Consider the following 15,718-nt stretch of genomic DNA (forward strand, 5'->3'; position numbering starts at 1 on the left):
TCAGTCGGGGCGTATCTCCGCGAGGCATAAGGTATTAGCACAAGAACTTGCGGCTCAGGAACTGGAAGAACTGCCGGACCGTCTTCGTGGTCAGATGTATCGGCTGATTGAACGCCTTGAGGTAGAAGGCCAGCTAAAGATGCCGCACAGTCGCGTAATTGGGAGTGGCCTGTTCAAACTGTGGGTAGGCGGGACAAACATAGCGAGAACGCTGTATTGCTACGCTCAAGAGAAGAATAATCTTGAGAAAAATCCGCTGGGGGCTGGCCTTAAAATGCTGGAGCGGTACGCAAAGTCGCATGGAAAAATCGGGTATTTTATTCTAATTAGATAAAATACTCGCGTAAAATACGCGAGATGAGTGCTCTATGATTTAATGGTGTAAACTATTTGAAATATTTATTTATATAAATTAATGTCCCATTTTGTCTTTTTTATTAAATGCCACATAAGGTTAAACTTTATTTTAAATATATATCTCCAATTGTACTCCCTCTTCATTTATTCATAAAAATTTAATGGGAGTCGCCTGATTCCGCAATAAATATCAAGCATCCGTTTCTCTATTGTGTCCACTCATTAATCTTTTTGATATAAAACAAAATATATTTTATTTATCCGGGGGGAAGGGCTGAGGTGAGCTATAATTTACCTGTTAACCAAAAGGAGTAAAATATATGAGCTTTGATAAACATGATCTAAGTGGTTTTGTTGGCAAACATCTTGTTTACACCTATGACAACGGCTGGAATTATGAAATCTATATCAAAAACAATGAGACAATAGATTATCGTATTCACAGCGGCCTGGTGGGCAACCGCTGGGTTAAAGATCAGCACGTTTACCTGGCGCGTCTTGCCAGCGATGTTTACAAAATCTCCTGGACAGAGCCTACCGGCACTGATGTCAGCCTGAGCGTGAACCTCGCCGATAAGGTGTTTCATGGCACCATTTTCTTCCCTCGCTGGGTAATGAACAACCCGGAAAAAACCGTCTGTTTCCAGAACGAACATCTGGACGAAATGGCCAGCTATCGCGAGGCCGGCCCGGCTTATCCCACTGAAGTTATCGATGAGTTCGCCACGCTGACCCTTGTCCGTGACGTGGGTGAAAATGACGATACCGTCATTAACTGCCCGGCCAGCGAACTGCCCGCCAATTTTCCCGATAATCTACGCTAAGCACTGCTTTCGCTTTTTGCAGCACATCAAACAGGCCACACTCGTTACGGGTGTGGCCTGTTCCTTTGTGCCTCAACGTTATGTTCTCAACAACAATGCTGTTTATTCCCTTAACAAAACCGGCTCAGCCATAAATTATTTTTATCGTTAAAAAGATGAATAAAGCGCTACGACTGGCGCGCTGTCTGGAAAACAGCTTTGACAAAAGATGTTGCTTTTTTGTAAACGCATTAACAAGTGCAGCAAATCCTGCTATGCTGGCCGACGCGAAACCGGACACCTTACCCTACATAAGCATCCTACAGATCGCCGTGAAAAAAGGTGGCCGGAAAGCCATATACAATGAGAGCGAGGAGAACGTCGTGCTAGATGAATACCGTAAGCACGTTGCCGAGCGTGCTGCCCAGGGAATTGTTGCTAAACCTTTAGATGCATCCCAAATGGCCGCGCTGGTTGAACTGCTGAAGAACCCTCCTGCGGGTGAAGAAGAATTCCTGTCCGATCTGTTAATTAATCGCGTGCCGCCGGGTGTTGATGAAGCGGCCTATGTCAAAGCCGGTTTCCTGGCTGCTATCGCCAAAGGCGAAACGACTTCTCCTCTGGTAACACCTGAAAAAGCGATCGAACTGCTGGGTACCATGCAGGGCGGCTATAACATTCATCCGCTGATTGACGCGCTGGATAATGAGAAGCTGGCGCCCATCGCGGCAAAAGCGCTCGCCAATACGCTGCTGATGTTCGATAACTTCTACGATGTGGAAGAGAAAGCCAAAGCGGGTAATCCGCATGCTCAGCAGGTTATGCAGTCATGGGCAAACGCCGAGTGGTATCTGAACCGTCCGGCGCTGGCTGAAAAAATTACCGTCACCGTATTCAAAGTAACTGGCGAAACCAATACCGACGATCTCTCTCCGGCGCCGGATGCATGGTCACGTCCTGATATTCCGTTGCACGCGCTGGCAATGCTGAAAAACGCCCGCGAAGGCATCGAGCCGGACGAACCGGGCAACGTAGGTCCGATCAAGCAGATTGAAGCGCTGCAGGCGAAAGGCTTTCCGCTGGCCTATGTCGGTGATGTAGTCGGTACCGGTTCTTCCCGTAAATCCGCTACCAACTCGGTGCTGTGGTTTATGGGCGACGACATCCCTTACGTGCCGAACAAAAAAGGCGGCGGCGTTGTCCTGGGCGGTAAAATCGCACCGATTTTCTTTAACACCATGGAAGATGCCGGCGCGCTGCCGATCGAAGTGGACGTTAATAACCTGAATATGGGCGACGTGATCGACATTTACCCCTACAAGGGTGAAGTGCGTCACCACGAAACCAACGAGCTACTGGCTGAGTTCGCGCTGAAAACCGACGTGCTGCTGGATGAAGTTCGCGCCGGTGGCCGTATTCCGCTGATCATCGGTCGCGGCCTGACCACCAGAGCGCGTGAGTCGCTTGGTCTGCCGCACAGCGATGTGTTCCGCCAGGCGAAAGATGTGGCGCAGAGCACGCGCGGCTTCTCACTGGCGCAGAAAATGGTGGGTCGCGCCTGTGGCGTGGACGGCATTCGTCCGGGTCAGTACTGCGAACCGAAGATGACCTCAGTGGGTTCTCAGGATACCACCGGGCCGATGACGCGTGATGAGCTGAAAGATCTCGCCTGCCTCGGCTTCTCCGCCGATCTGGTGATGCAATCTTTCTGTCATACCGCCGCCTATCCGAAGCCGGTTGACGTGCAGACACACCATACGCTGCCAGACTTTATTATGAACCGTGGCGGCGTGTCGCTGCGTCCGGGCGACGGCATTATCCACAGCTGGCTGAACCGTATGCTGCTGCCGGATACCGTGGGCACCGGCGGTGACTCGCATACCCGCTTCCCGATCGGCATCTCTTTCCCGGCGGGCTCCGGCCTGGTGGCCTTCGCTGCCGCAACCGGCGTTATGCCGCTGGATATGCCGGAATCGGTGCTGGTGCGCTTTAAAGGCAAAATGCAGCCGGGCATCACCCTGCGCGATCTGGTGCACGCGATCCCGCTGTACGCCATTAAGCAGGGTCTGCTGACCGTTGAGAAGAAAGGCAAGAAGAACATCTTCTCTGGCCGCATTCTGGAAATTGAAGGTCTGCCGGATCTGAAAGTAGAGCAGGCGTTTGAGTTGTCTGATGCGTCCGCTGAGCGTTCTGCTGCCGGTTGTACCATCAAGCTGGATAAAGAGCCGATCATTGAGTATCTGAACTCCAATATCGTTCTGCTGAAATGGATGATTGCGGAAGGCTACGGCGATCGTCGTACGCTGGAGCGTCGTATTCAGGGCATGGAGAAATGGCTGGCCGATCCGCAACTGATGGAAGCCGATGCTGATGCGGAGTACGCAGCGGTTATCGAAATCGATCTGGCGGAAATTCAGGAGCCGATTCTGTGTGCGCCGAACGATCCGGACGATGCGCGTTTGCTGTCTGAAGTGCAGAACGAGAAGATCGACGAGGTCTTTATCGGATCCTGTATGACCAACATCGGCCACTTCCGCGCGGCAGGTAAGCTGCTGGATAGCCATAAAGGCCAGTTGCCGACCCGCCTGTGGGTCGCACCGCCGACCAAAATGGATGCGGCGCAGCTAACCGAAGAGGGCTACTACAGCGTGTTCGGTAAGAGCGGCGCGCGTATTGAGATCCCGGGTTGCTCGCTCTGCATGGGTAACCAGGCGCGTGTAGCCGATGGCGCAACGGTGGTATCTACCTCAACGCGTAACTTCCCGAACCGTCTGGGTACCGGCGCGAACGTCTATCTGGCTTCTGCCGAGCTGGCGGCCGTTTCTTCGCTGCTGGGCCGTTTGCCAACGCCAGACGAGTATCAACAGTTTATGGCTCAGGTTGATAAAACTGCGGTGGATACCTATCGCTATCTGAACTTTGACCAGTTGAATCAGTACACGGACAAAGCGAAAGATGTGATTTTCCAGACGGCGGTCTGAGAGACATAACAGCATGACAAAAGGGCGGAATTTTCCGCCCTTTTTTACGCCTGTAAAAAGTTAGCGTCACTCTCCGGTATGTTATCCCTCTTTTACCGCTCGCTTTTCTCGCTAAAGCGCCGTGTCAGGCGCTGCTTTTCACACGTCAGGCTGCGATAATGCACGCAACCGAGTGAATTGAAGCGCAGCAGCATGCGCTAAGGGCAGCAAGATGGAATATGAATTTTTACGCGACGTCACCAATCAGGTCAAAGTGCGCATGAGCATGGGCCATGAGGCGGTCGGGCACTGGTTCAATGAAGAAGTAAAAGGCAATATGGCGCTGCTTGATGAAGTAGAAGCAGCGGCAGCGCAGGTCAAAGGCAGCGAAAGAGAGTGGTTGCATCAGGGTCATGAGTATCAGCTTTCGCTGAATGGCGAAGAGGTAATGATCCGCGCCAACCAGCTCGCCTTTGATACCGATGAGCTGGAAGAGGGCATGAGCTATTACGATGAGGAAAGTCTCTCGTTTTGCGGCATTGAAGATTTTCTGGCGGTGATTGCGGCCTATCGCGCCTTTATGCAGGGGCGTTGAGATGGCGGGGCAGCGGCGACTGCCCCGCTGATTAACTGAGCGATGCGCCGCCGCAGATCACCAGTTCCTGTCCGGTAATCGCCGCAGCGGCGGGAGAGAGCAAAAAGCTGACCAGCGCGGCGACCTCATCAGGTTGAATATAACGCCCGATCGGTGGCAGCTTTGGCGGCGAACTGGCGCGTCCGGGCTGACTCAGCATCGGCGTGGCCGTTGCGCCAGGCGCTACCACATTCGCGGTAATGCCGCGTGGGGCCAGCTCAGCCGCCCAGCTGCGCACCATCCCTGTCATCGCCGCTTTGGTGCTGACGTACTGACTGCGGCCCGCCGCGCCGCGTGAGGTACGGCTGCCGATCAGAATAATGCGTCCGTCAGCGGGCAAAATATCCACCAGCGCATTCGCTATACTTTCTGCCACCAGCACATGCAAATACCACAGCCGCTGGCTGATCTCCTCGTTCAGCGCGCCCAGCTCTGCCGCCTGCATCATGCCAGCGGCGTGGATAAAGGCATCGACCGGCGGCAGTTCGCTCAACACGTTCGCCAGTGCCGTGCGATCGCACAGATCGACGGCGATCGAGCGAAGAGCCGGATGCTCACTGCCTTTTGCTGAACGGCTCAGCCCACTGACCTGCCAGCCCTCCTGCAGTAGCCGTTCAACAATAGCGCGCCCAATGCCAGAGCTGGCACCGGTTACCAACGCGTGACGGCTCATGGTTTTCCTCGCAGCAGTTCAGGAGAAACCTTGAATACCGCTTTGCGTACCCGCGCAGGTTTATCAACCGCGCACAGCGCCTGATGCGCTTCGCCAGGCGCAAAGATAGCGAAATCACCCGGCTGCAAATAAAGCTGCTGACGCAGCTGCGCATGTTTCACAATAAACAGATCGGGCTTACGCTCCTCTGCCACTATCTGGCGGGCGTCCGCCACGTCATAACGAATAATCTCTTCGCCTGCCAACAGGACCTGAATATCCAGCCATTGTCGGTGGTACTCGGTATGCCGCAGCCCGAGTGGGGCGGTTTCGCTGTCGCTGATAGTGCAAAACCAGCCAGCGCCCTCCGGCTGCCAGCGGCCGTCGGGCATCGCCTGCAGCGCCGTTAAAGCGCATTCCGGGCGCGCCAACAGCGCGTAAAGCGTGTCGGGCAGCGTCGCCAGCGGCAGCGCCTGCAAATTGCCTGCAATCATCCTTTCCTCCTTATCCCACAGCGGTTAACACGTGACCCAGCTTTCATCCACGCACACATATTTAATCGCCTGACGATGCCAGGTATAGGCAATATGCAGCAGGCCGTCCGGTCCCTGTTTAATGCTGGGGTAAGAAAGCTCCCGGTTCAGCTTCTGTTGCGAATTATTGGTCATGCAGTAGCCGTCGCCTTCCTCCAGATTACGCTGCCACGGCCAGCTTCTACCGCCGTCTTTGGAGATCGCCAGCGTCATCGGCGCACGCGGCGCGCCCCAGAATGCGCTACGGCCTGCAGGCATTATGGGCTGGGCGACAATATCGTCTTCATCATCTTCAATCTCATCATAAAGTGAGGCGCGCCGCTCGCTGGCGCCTGCGGCGCTCATCTTGTTAAACACCAGCGCTAAATCGCCGTTTGCCAGCGTTGTCACCTGAATAGAGGAATTATTATTAGGCAATTCCGTTGGCTGCGGCGCACTCCAGCTTTGGCCACCGTCGTAAGAGCGACTCTGCCAGATAAAATCCGCCCAGCGGCTGCGGAAGAGCGCCAGCAGCGAACCATCCTTCAGCAGTGTGATATTCATATGCACGCAGCCGGTACTGTCAGGCACCGGCACATCCTGCCAGCTCTGGCCGTTATCGCGTGAGATTTTCACCGCGCTGATATCGTTGTTGCCCACCCATTTTTCACCCGGCTCGGTCTGACAGTAGAACACCGGCAGCAGCCAGTCGCCGTTAGGCATCACGACCATCGGCTGGCGTATAAAGGTGCCAGGCTTATCCAGCAAGGTGTTAATCTCGCCCCAGCTATTGCCCATATCGTGTGACTGGCGATAACGCACTATCGCCGTATCCTGATTACCCGACTTCTGCGCGGTCCACAGCAGCCACAGCACCTTATCCGGGGCCAGAAACAGCACCGGGTTTTGCTCCGAGCGGTTGGTGTCTTCCGAGAGCCGCTGCGGCGTCGACCATTGACGGCTGCCGTGATTCAGTCGCGAGCAGTAAATGGAAATATCAGCGATGCCTTCCTGCGTTCCGCCAAACCAGACGCAAAGCAGATCGCCATTCGGCAGCGGCAGTAAATTGGCTGCATGGTTTTGTGGACAGGGCGACGGCAACATTGCCGTCATACGCCCCGGATCGCCGTCCACGATTTCGGTTATGCTTTTTGTCGGCAGGTTAAGGGTTGCTTGCGTCATTTCAGGCTCCACTCTTTTGCATATTGGTTTTAGTTACCGGACGTTTTTGCGGGATCAGATGATCCAGCACCATAATCACCGCCGGGGTAATCAGGGCGATATACATGTTGTTGATGCCGAACGGATCGCCCAGCAGATACCAGACGGAAGTCATTACGCAGGCGCCGATCAGCCCGGCATTCGCGCCGCGCGTGCTTTTAAAGAAGGGCAGGTAGAAGGCCATCATTGCCACAACCGAGATCGACAGGCGAATGGCGCGGGTAAAGAACGAGAGCTTAAGCACCTCCGGCACGAACAGCACAAATATCAGCGGCAGAAAGCCAATCGCCAGTGACAGCCAGCGCGTCATTTTAAACTCGCGCTCCGGCGTAGGATTGCGCATCGGCACATAGAAGTCTTTGACAATCAGCGAGGCGATAGCCAGCGCTACAGTGCTGACGCTAACGAAAATTGAGGCAACCAGTGATGTTGTTACCAGGCCAGCCAGCCAGGGATTCATATCCTGTAAAAACACGGGCAGGGCGTACAGGCTGTTGATGTTGGGATGCAGAAATTTCGCTGCGACGCCGATAATCGCAATGGCGATAGCAATCGGCAGGCAGAACAGGAACGCAATCCAGGTTGCGCGCTTAGCCGAGGCGGCATCTTTGGTGGAAGAGATCGCCTGGATAACAAACTGAGTGCAGAAAATAGAGCCAATCGTGCCGATCAACCAGGCCACAATCGTACTGGCACCGATGTGGCCATCCCAGGTCCAGTAAAAGTCCGGCATTTGCTGCACCATTGGCGTAATACCGCCGCTCATATGCAGCGCTACGCCCAGAATTACCAAAATGCCAAAATACTTTATGCCGCTGTGCAGCAATGTAACCCAGGCCATGCCTTTCATTCCGCCAAAGGCGAAATAGAAGGTGCTGACAATGGCGGTAATAAAGGCGGCTATCGGCAGGTTAACTTTGAGTACGGTTGAAATAGCCGCTGCGCCGCTGACGTAGTTACCCACATTCACCAGTAGCAGGGCATAAATCATAATGATGGAGATGATATTTTTCGTGGAGGTGCCGTACTTTTCCGCGATCGCGCCGGAAATGGTAATTTTGCCGGTGTTATAGATCCGTTTTACCAGCAGCAGACCGAACAGCGGAAAACCTATCGCCGCGCCAATGACCGACCATGACGCGGCGAAGCCATTTTCAAAGGCAGCCTGTGCGGTGCCAATAGTGGACTTCGCGCCAATGTATTCCGACATCAGCATGACGCCAACGATAAATGCCGGCATCGCGCGCGATCCTTCCATAAAGTCCCCGCTGCTTTTACTCCGCAGCCGCCAGGTCATCCAGGTTGTAAATAAAATATACGCGACCACGATCCCGATAATGATCAGCGTATCCATAGCGGTAAATTCTTTCATTATGGCCTCTCTCAGACGTAATGAGCCCCGGGACCGGGTAGTCCCTTTATTCACGTAATCATGTGGATAGGTTGTTTTAGTTATTGCAGGTATTGATTCACGATCTGACGAATCTGCTGTTCTTCTGCCACGCTGAACTGCACGGCATAGCGACTTTCACCGACGTCATGGCCCATAAGCGCCAGCGCTTTTTTCACTGCAGCGGGTGAAAAGGCAACGTTGTATAAATCGGTGCGCAGGCCGGTAACGTTTTCCTGCGCCCGTTGTGACGCGGCGAGATCGCCTGCCTGAAAAGTGCGCCAGATGGCGTTGATTTCCCGCGGCGCAACATTGGCGAGGCCGGAGATACAGGCGGTGCAACCTTCAACAAAGCCACGATGGATCAGCGAATCGGGGCCGTTCAGGACGGAAAAATTTTCCTGCCCCTGTGCTGTCTCAAGGAAACCTTTCAGGCTCTCATAACTGCCAGCGCTGTCTTTAATGCCGATAATATTGGGATGCGCGGCCAGAATGCGCACCGTTTCCGGCAGCAGCGTATTGCCGGTGCGCGCCGGAATGTTGTACAAAAACAGCGGCACTTTCAGCGCGTCTGCTACCGTACGGTAGTGCCAGATCAGCTCCTGCTGTTTGAGTGGTACAAACCAGGGCGTAATGACCGACACGGCGTCAACGCCAAGCTGCGCCACCTGTTTCCCCAGGCGAATCGTTTCCCGTGTGGAGATCTCCCCGATATGTGCCACAACCGGCGCCCGACCAGCTGTCTCATCAACGCAGGTTTCGATAACCGCCAGCTTTTCCTGTTCATTCAGTACAAAAAATTCGCCGTTGGTGCCGCCACAAAAGATGCCGTTGCCTGCCTGCAACTGACGTTGCACCTGCTCACGCTGTGCCGCTGGTTTAAACGCACCTTCGGCATCAAAGGTGGTTACAATCGCAGTCAGCACGCCTTCAATTTTCTGTTTCATTGTTACCTCGTTATTCAGGCTGATTGGGCCGGGAACAGCGTCAGATAGATATTTCGCACCATACTGGCGCTGACCGGCGTGGGCACATTTTTAATCAAACGCTGCACGTCCAGCGCCGACTCCACCAGCTGTGGCAGCTGGTCGGCATTGATTCCCAGTTCATCAAGGCTGGCGGGAAGCTTCAGACGGCGCACCAGCGCGGCAAAATAGTCCACCAGCGCATGGGATTTTTCTTCATCGTTCAGGGAGCGATCGGCGTTGGGCAACAGGTCATACGCCTGAGCAAATTTAGTCACCGCCGCCGGACGGACAGCGCGCATACAGGGTGCAAGCAGAATGGCGTTAGCAACGCCGTGCGGCAGGTGATATTTACCGCCCAGGGGATAGGAAAGCGCGTGAACCAGATGGGTGCCGGCATGAGCGATAGCCGCGCCGCCGTAATAAGAGGCCCATAGCATATCCAGACGCGCCTGCAGGTTGTGCGGTTCTGCCACGCTGGTTTCCAGGCTGGCAAACAGTTTCTTCAGGCCAATCAGCGCATAGTTATCGCTAACTGGATTGGCGACGGTGGCAGTAAAGCATTCGATCAGGTGGCAAAGCGCATCGATACCGGTAGAAGAGGCGATATGCGGCGGCATGCTGGTGGTCAGTTCCGGTGCCAGCGCCACATAATCAGGCAGCATCACCGGCGAAATAATGCCGACCTTGGTCTCCTGTTCCGGGATTGCCAGAATTGCATTAGGCGTCGCTTCCGAGCCGGTTCCGGCCGTGGTTGGGATTAACAGAGAAGGCAGGCGTGCCGTGGGTTTCTCACCCGCCAGCAGCTGATCAAGCGTAGGCGCGCCCGACAAGCACAGTACCGATAACAGCTTAGCGACATCCAGCACGCTGCCACCACCAATGCCAATTACCGTCTCAACTTTACAACCTTCCAGGCTTTTCAGCTGTGCTGCAACGTCATGCTGGCTGGGTTCTGGCGGCACACTATCCAGAATAGTCAGCGATTCTGCCTGATAACGCAGCTTTTCAATCATCGCGGCAACGGCTGGAATGGCGATGATATTTTTATCAGTGACCAGCAGCAGGCTGCGTCGGATTTCTGGCAGATAGCTGATGTCATTTAGCGCCTGAAAGCCGCTGATAAGGGTGCTATTGATGTTCATAAGGTCTGCCTTTTCTCCCCATAAAGCTGAACGATGATTTAGTTTGTTCAAAAACGATTGTTGTCGGTCAATTTTATAGGGGAAATCGCATGTGATTAATTTGAGATTGCTCACATTTAATCAATCATGATTGAATATAATCATTAACAGGTTGGGTAGTTTCTTTTGTAAGCGGCGTACAACGCTTAAACAGGACGGGGAGCGAAGCGTGATGCAGCCAGTAAGGGGAATGTATGAAATTAATCGTCATCGCTGATGATTTTACCGGCGCTAATGATACCGGGGTTCAGCTGGCGAAGAAGGGCGCACGTACTGAGGTAATGCTCTTTGCCCGGCAGTCGCCGTCACGCCGCGCCGATGTGCTGGTGATCAATACTGACAGCCGCGCGCTTGGGGCTTCTGACGCGGCGGATGCAGTAACGCAGGCGCTGGCCCGCTGGCGTCAGCAGGATTTGCTGATCTACAAAAAAATCGACTCCACCTTTCGCGGCAATCCCGGAGCGGAAATTGAAGCCGCATTGCACGCCAGCGGTAAAGGTCTGGCGCTGATCGCAGCGGCGATCCCTGGCGCAGGCCGCACCACCCTTAACGGCGAGTGCCTGGTGCATCAGGTGCCGCTGGCGCAGACCGAGTTTGCCAGCGATCCGCGCACGCCGATTAGCTCGTCACGCATCAAAACCCTTTTGCAGCAGCAAAGCGAGCTAAAGGTGATTGACGTTGCGTTGCCTGCGGTGCGCAGCGGTGAACTGGCTGCGCTGCTGCGGCAGTATCAACATCAGGCACCGGTGATGGTCGTGGTGGATGCGCTAACCGAACAGGATCTGGCGCTGATTGCCGAAGCGGCCCTTTCGCTGCCCGAAACACCGTTGCTGGTAGGTGCGGCAGGGCTGGCGGCGGCGTTGCCAGCCAGCGCCTGTATTACAAAACGCCAGGCGCTGCCGGTGCTGGTGATTGCCGGGTCAATGAGTGAAGCCACGCGTCGTCAGGTGGCGTTGGCTATCAATCAACAGCGCGCGCAGGTAGTAGATATCGACGCAGCGCAGTTGCTTATGCACGACGTTCCCGATTTTAGCGGGCTGGTACAGCAGGCGAGCGCGCTACTTGCAACTGGTCAGCACACGATTTTACGTACCAGCCGCAGCGCGGCGGATCGACAACAAATTGATGCGCTATGCCAGCAGCTTCACTGCAGTCGCGCGTTATTAGGCGAGCGTCTCAGCCAGCGGCTGGGTGAGCTGACGCTGGCAATTATCGACAGGACGCGTATCGGCGGGCTGTTTCTGACGGGCGGGGATATTGCCATTGCGGTTGCTCATGCGCTGGGCGCGGAAGGCTATCGCATCCATCAGGAGGTTGCGCCCTGCGTTCCATGCGGCTGTTTTATCAACAGCGAGCTTGATGATTTGCCGGTAATTACCAAAGCCGGCGGTTTCGGTTCTGAGAGTGTGCTTTGTGACGCGCTCTCGTTTATTGAGGAGATGTACAGTGACCACTAAAACCATTGCGGTAACCATGGGCGATCCTGCTGGTATCGGCCCGGAGATTATTGTTAAAGCGCTTGCGGAAGGGGAGTTAAACGGCGCGCCAGCCGTGGTGGTAGGTTGTCTGGAGACGTTAAGGCGCGTAATGGCGCAGGGCAAACTCCCGCAAATGGAACTGAAAGAGATCACTTCAGTCGCGCAGGCGCACTTCACGCCCGGCACCATTAACGTGCTGGATGAACCGCTGGCCGATCCGCAGGCGCTGGTGCCCGGTAAGGTTCAGGCGCTGGCGGGCGACCTGGCGTACCGCTGCGTGAAGCGCGCAACGGCGCTGGCGCTGGCGGGAGAGGTGCATGCTATCGCCACCGCGCCGTTAAATAAAGAGGCGTTGCATTCGGCTGGTCACCTCTATCCTGGCCATACCGAACTGCTGGCGCAGCTGACCCAAAGTAAAGATTACGCCATGGTGCTCTATACTGACCGACTAAAAGTGATCCACGTTACCACTCATATCGCGCTGCGCAAATTTCTTGATACGCTGAATCAGCCACGCGTGGAAACGGTGATTGGTATGGCCGATACGTTTTTGCGCCGCGTCGGCTATACGCATCCGCGCATCGCTGTAGCTGGGGTGAATCCGCACGCCGGCGAAAATGGCCTGTTTGGCGATGAAGAGATCAACATTGTTGGTCCGGCGATTCAGGCGATGAAAGAGAGGGGCATTGATGCCCGCGGTCCTTGTCCGCCGGATACGGTTTATCTTCAGTGCTATGAAGGACAGTACGATATGGTGGTGGCGATGTATCACGATCAGGGCCATATTCCGCTTAAGCTGTTGGGCTTCTACGACGGGGTAAATATCACCGCTGGCCTGCCATTTATCCGCACCTCAGCGGACCACGGCACCGCATTTGATATTGCCTGGACAGGTAAAGCGAAGTCTGAGAGCATGGCCATCTCGATTCAACTTGCGATGCAACTTGCATAGGGAAAGATGAAAGGACAAAGTCGCCTCGACCAGATTATGGATTATCTGAAAGCACATAATCTGGTTACCGTTGATCAACTGGTAACGGCCATTTCCGCCTCGCCCGCCACTATCCGCCGCGATCTGATTAAGCTGGATCGGGAGGGCGTTATTAGCAGGACGCACGGCGGCGTGACGTTAAACCGTTTTATTCCTGAGCAGCCCACCACGTCAGAAAAAAGCCAGCGCCATCTGGCAGAGAAACAGGCGATTGCACGCGCCGCCGCCGCGCGCGTAAAAGCGGGCGATGCGGTGGTGCTGGATGCGGGCACCACTATGCTGGAGCTGGCGCGGCAGCTCACGCACCTGCCGCTGCGGGTCATTACCGCCGATCTGCATATTGCGCTGTTTCTTTCGGGATTCCGACAAATTGAAGTGACGATTATCGGCGGGCGCATTGATGATTCCAGTCAGTCATGCATTGGTGAACACGGACGCCGCCTGTTGCGCACGCTTCATCCCGATATTGCTTTTGTCAGCTGCAACTCCTGGAGCCTGGAGAAAGGTATTACCACGCCTACGGAGGATAAGGCCGGGCTGAAGCAGGATCTGCTGCTTAATGCACGTCAGCGGATATTACTGGCGGACAGCAGTAAATATGGTTCATGGTCACTGTTTTGCGTAACGCCGTTACAGGCGCTGACGGAGGTCATTACCGACGGCAGGCTAAGTGAAGAGGCGCAGGCACAGCTTAACGCAGAAGATTTTGCCTTAACGCTGGTGGATACGCAGGCCAAGTAAACGAAACGGGGCGGAAGATCCGCCCCGGTAAAGCAGGGGCTTTACTGCGTTTTCAGGCCGAGAGAGGGAATATTACGGCCATAGTAGATTTCACGCATTTCCTTCCACAACAGATCGGTAATCCGCTTGTGTTCCTGCGGACTCAGGTCTTCCGGTCTGGTGTTGAACAGGTAATGTTTGAGATCGAATTCTTTCAGCAACATCTTGGTGTGAAAGATGTTTTCCTGATAAACATTCACATCGACCATATCATACATCGCCTTCATATCATCCGACATAAAGTTCTGTACAGAGTTGATCTCATGATCGATAAAGTGCTTCACGCCGTTAACGTCACGGGTAAAACCGCGTACGCGATAATCAACGGTAACGATGTCCGATTCCAGCTGATGGATAAGGTAATTCAGCGCCTTCAGCGGGGAAATAACGCCGCAGGTAGAGACTTCAATATCAGCACGGAACGTACATAATCCGCCTTCGGGATGGCTCTCCGGATAGGTGTGAACGCAAATATGACTTTTATCCAGGTGAGCGACTACCGAACCAGGCAGCGGGCCGGGATGCTCCGAATTATCAATATCTTTCGGATCGATCGGCTCTTCGCTAACCAGAATAGTGACGCTGGCACCTTGCGGTTCATAATCCTGACGCGCGATATTCAGCACGTTAGCGCCGATAATCGAGCAGGTTTCGGTCAGGATTTCAGTCAGACGGTTAGCGTTGTACTGCTCATCGATATAAGCAATATAGCCATCGCGTTCGGCCTCACTGTTCGCATAGCAAATGTCGTAGATACAAAAACTCAGGCTTTTCGTCAGGTTGTTGAAGCCATGTAGTTTCAGCTTTTGCAATTTAGTTCACCTCCTTATAAATGCCCGGTCGGTGCCGACAGTGCATTCAACAGATATTGCGGCAGAGCAAAACTGCCCGTATGGATTGCCGGATTATAGTAACGGCAGTTCAGGCCTGCTGACGCAAAGCGCGCCTGCAGCGTGGCGGTATCAAGCTGACGCAGTGCCGGGTTATCGCTCGCCCAGGCAAAGGTCATAATGCCGCCGTAATAGGTTGGGATCGCCGCCTGATAAAAACTGACATCGCTGAAGTAGTGGCCCAGTTTACGATGGCTGGTCACGGCTTCATCCTGTTGCAGAAAGCTAACGCCATTCTGCGCGACAAAGATGCCATTTTCATTAAGGCAACGTTTACAACCCTGATAAAACTCAGAGGTAAACAGGCTTTCACCCGGACCGACCGGATCGGTACAGTCTGAGATGATCACATCGAACTTTTCGCTGGTTTGCGTAACGAAGTTCACCCCATCGTCGATCACCAGACGGAAGCGCGGATCGTCATAAGCGCCAGCGCTATGGTTGGGCAGATACTGACGGCAAAACTCGACCACGCCCGCGTCGATTTCCACCATCGTAATCTGTTGCAGTCCGGCGTGACGACTGACTTCACGCAGCATACCGCCATCGCCGCCGCCGATAATCAACACCTTTTTGGCGTTGCCGTGGGCCAGCAGCGGAACGTGCGTTAACATTTCGTGATAGATGAATTCATCGCGCTCGGTGGTTTGCACTACGCCATCCAGCGCCATGACGCGACCGAAAGCCGCATTTTCGAAGATGATCAGATCCTGGTGCTCGGTCTTTTCACGATAGAGAACCTTGTCTACCGTGAAATATTGACCAAAGCCGGCATGAAGCGTTTCATACCAAATTTCATTTTGGGCCATGGTGGGGCTCTCCTCAGAATAGCCATGAAAATTGGGCGGCACATCATAGCTAACTCTGCATGGGGTTGCACGGTCAAATTAGCAGCAGGAGA

Annotated in this window: 15 protein-coding genes; 7 read left to right on the forward strand and 8 right to left on the reverse strand. The window is 54.3% G+C overall.

What is annotated here, in order from left to right:
• Positions 1-13: 13 nt before the first annotated feature.
• From ACQE3Z_RS15585 to yacL, 4 genes are all read left to right on the forward strand, one after another.
• Entirely contained in the window at positions 14-334 is a 321-nt protein-coding gene (locus tag ACQE3Z_RS15585) for a type II toxin-antitoxin system RelE/ParE family toxin (protein WP_426974558.1), read from the forward strand.
• A gap of 343 nt (positions 335-677) precedes the next feature.
• A complete protein-coding gene (locus tag ACQE3Z_RS15590; protein ID WP_426974492.1) occupies positions 678-1,181 on the forward strand; it encodes a phenolic acid decarboxylase in 504 nt (167 codons plus the stop codon).
• Between the two features lie 362 nt (positions 1,182-1,543).
• Entirely contained in the window at positions 1,544-4,141 is a 2,598-nt protein-coding gene (acnB, locus tag ACQE3Z_RS15595; protein ID WP_426974493.1) for a bifunctional aconitate hydratase 2/2-methylisocitrate dehydratase, read from the forward strand.
• Between the two features lie 211 nt (positions 4,142-4,352).
• Positions 4,353-4,715 (forward strand): protein YacL, encoded by a 363-nt coding sequence (gene yacL, locus ACQE3Z_RS15600; protein ID WP_250651849.1) that lies wholly within the window; start codon positions 4,353-4,355, stop codon positions 4,713-4,715.
• 31 nt (positions 4,716-4,746) lie between these two features.
• On the opposite strand, the gene ACQE3Z_RS15605 is transcribed toward yacL, so the two are convergent.
• The 6 genes from ACQE3Z_RS15605 to ACQE3Z_RS15630 all read right to left on the reverse strand — a co-directional run bounded on the left by ACQE3Z_RS15605 (position 4,747) and on the right by ACQE3Z_RS15630 (position 10,639).
• Positions 4,747-5,427: an SDR family NAD(P)-dependent oxidoreductase gene (locus ACQE3Z_RS15605; protein ID WP_426974494.1), complete on the reverse strand. Its 681-nt coding sequence runs from the start codon at positions 5,425-5,427 to the stop codon at positions 4,747-4,749.
• A complete protein-coding gene (locus tag ACQE3Z_RS15610) occupies positions 5,424-5,900 on the reverse strand; it encodes a YhcH/YjgK/YiaL family protein (protein WP_426974495.1) in 477 nt (158 codons plus the stop codon). The genes ACQE3Z_RS15605 and ACQE3Z_RS15610 overlap by 4 nt, the downstream gene beginning before the upstream one ends.
• A 24-nt stretch (positions 5,901-5,924) precedes the next feature.
• On the reverse strand, positions 5,925-7,031 hold the full coding sequence (locus tag ACQE3Z_RS15615) for a sialidase family protein (protein ID WP_426974559.1): 1,107 nt from the start codon (positions 7,029-7,031) through the stop codon (positions 5,925-5,927).
• A 70-nt stretch (positions 7,032-7,101) separates the two neighbouring features.
• Positions 7,102-8,511, reverse strand: coding sequence for a sodium:solute symporter family protein (locus ACQE3Z_RS15620; protein ID WP_426974496.1), 1,410 nt, complete (start codon positions 8,509-8,511; stop codon positions 7,102-7,104).
• Positions 8,512-8,591: 80 nt separating this feature from the next.
• Complete coding sequence (locus ACQE3Z_RS15625) at positions 8,592-9,476, reverse strand: dihydrodipicolinate synthase family protein (protein WP_426974497.1); 885 nt, start codon at positions 9,474-9,476, stop codon at positions 8,592-8,594.
• A gap of 14 nt (positions 9,477-9,490) precedes the next feature.
• A complete protein-coding gene (locus ACQE3Z_RS15630; RefSeq protein ID WP_426974498.1) occupies positions 9,491-10,639 on the reverse strand; it encodes an iron-containing alcohol dehydrogenase in 1,149 nt (382 codons plus the stop codon).
• Positions 10,640-10,872: 233 nt separating this feature from the next.
• Between ACQE3Z_RS15630 and dtnK the strand changes: the two genes are divergently transcribed.
• Genes dtnK through ACQE3Z_RS15645 form a run of 3 tightly spaced genes read left to right on the forward strand, consistent with a single transcriptional unit; the run spans position 10,873 to position 13,888 of the window.
• Complete coding sequence (gene dtnK / locus ACQE3Z_RS15635; protein ID WP_426974500.1) at positions 10,873-12,135, forward strand: D-threonate kinase; 1,263 nt, start codon at positions 10,873-10,875, stop codon at positions 12,133-12,135.
• Between the two features lie 16 nt (positions 12,136-12,151).
• Positions 12,152-13,108, forward strand: a complete 957-nt coding sequence (locus tag ACQE3Z_RS15640; protein ID WP_426974560.1) for a D-threonate 4-phosphate dehydrogenase — start codon at positions 12,152-12,154, stop codon at positions 13,106-13,108.
• A gap of 6 nt (positions 13,109-13,114) precedes the next feature.
• Positions 13,115-13,888: a DeoR/GlpR family DNA-binding transcription regulator gene (locus ACQE3Z_RS15645; protein ID WP_426974501.1), complete on the forward strand. Its 774-nt coding sequence runs from the start codon at positions 13,115-13,117 to the stop codon at positions 13,886-13,888.
• A 41-nt stretch (positions 13,889-13,929) separates the two neighbouring features.
• On the opposite strand, the gene speD is transcribed toward ACQE3Z_RS15645, so the two are convergent.
• On the reverse strand, positions 13,930-14,739 hold the full coding sequence (speD, locus tag ACQE3Z_RS15650; RefSeq protein WP_426974502.1) for an adenosylmethionine decarboxylase: 810 nt from the start codon (positions 14,737-14,739) through the stop codon (positions 13,930-13,932).
• Between the two features lie 14 nt (positions 14,740-14,753).
• Positions 14,754-15,626: a polyamine aminopropyltransferase gene (gene speE / locus ACQE3Z_RS15655; protein ID WP_426974503.1), complete on the reverse strand. Its 873-nt coding sequence runs from the start codon at positions 15,624-15,626 to the stop codon at positions 14,754-14,756.
• Between the last annotated feature and the right edge of the window lie 92 nt (positions 15,627-15,718).

Source organism: Pantoea sp. FN0307, assembly GCF_050113815.1.
GTDB classification, from domain to species: Bacteria; Pseudomonadota; Gammaproteobacteria; order Enterobacterales; family Enterobacteriaceae; genus Mixta; species Mixta alhagi.

Bases quoted from the DNA above. Each gene is read 5' to 3' on its own strand.
- ACQE3Z_RS15590 (WP_426974492.1), top strand. From the start codon at position 678: ATGAGCTTTGATAAACATGATCTAAGTGGTTTTGTTGGCAAACATCTT.
- yacL (WP_250651849.1), top strand. From the start codon at position 4,353: ATGGAATATGAATTTTTACGCGACGTCACCAATCAGGTCAAAGTGCGC.
- ACQE3Z_RS15605 (WP_426974494.1), bottom strand. From the start codon at position 5,427: ATGAGCCGTCACGCGTTGGTAACCGGTGCCAGCTCTGGCATTGGGCGC.
- ACQE3Z_RS15610 (WP_426974495.1), bottom strand. From the start codon at position 5,900: ATGATTGCAGGCAATTTGCAGGCGCTGCCGCTGGCGACGCTGCCCGAC.
- ACQE3Z_RS15615 (WP_426974559.1), bottom strand. From the start codon at position 7,031: ATGACGGCAATGTTGCCGTCGCCCTGTCCACAAAACCATGCAGCCAAT.
- ACQE3Z_RS15620 (WP_426974496.1), bottom strand. From the start codon at position 8,511: ATGAAAGAATTTACCGCTATGGATACGCTGATCATTATCGGGATCGTG.
- ACQE3Z_RS15625 (WP_426974497.1), bottom strand. From the start codon at position 9,476: ATGAAACAGAAAATTGAAGGCGTGCTGACTGCGATTGTAACCACCTTT.
- ACQE3Z_RS15630 (WP_426974498.1), bottom strand. From the start codon at position 10,639: ATGAACATCAATAGCACCCTTATCAGCGGCTTTCAGGCGCTAAATGAC.
- dtnK (WP_426974500.1), top strand. From the start codon at position 10,873: ATGAAATTAATCGTCATCGCTGATGATTTTACCGGCGCTAATGATACC.
- ACQE3Z_RS15640 (WP_426974560.1), top strand. From the start codon at position 12,152: ATGGGCGATCCTGCTGGTATCGGCCCGGAGATTATTGTTAAAGCGCTT.
- ACQE3Z_RS15645 (WP_426974501.1), top strand. From the start codon at position 13,115: ATGAAAGGACAAAGTCGCCTCGACCAGATTATGGATTATCTGAAAGCA.
- speE (WP_426974503.1), bottom strand. From the start codon at position 15,626: ATGGCCCAAAATGAAATTTGGTATGAAACGCTTCATGCCGGCTTTGGT.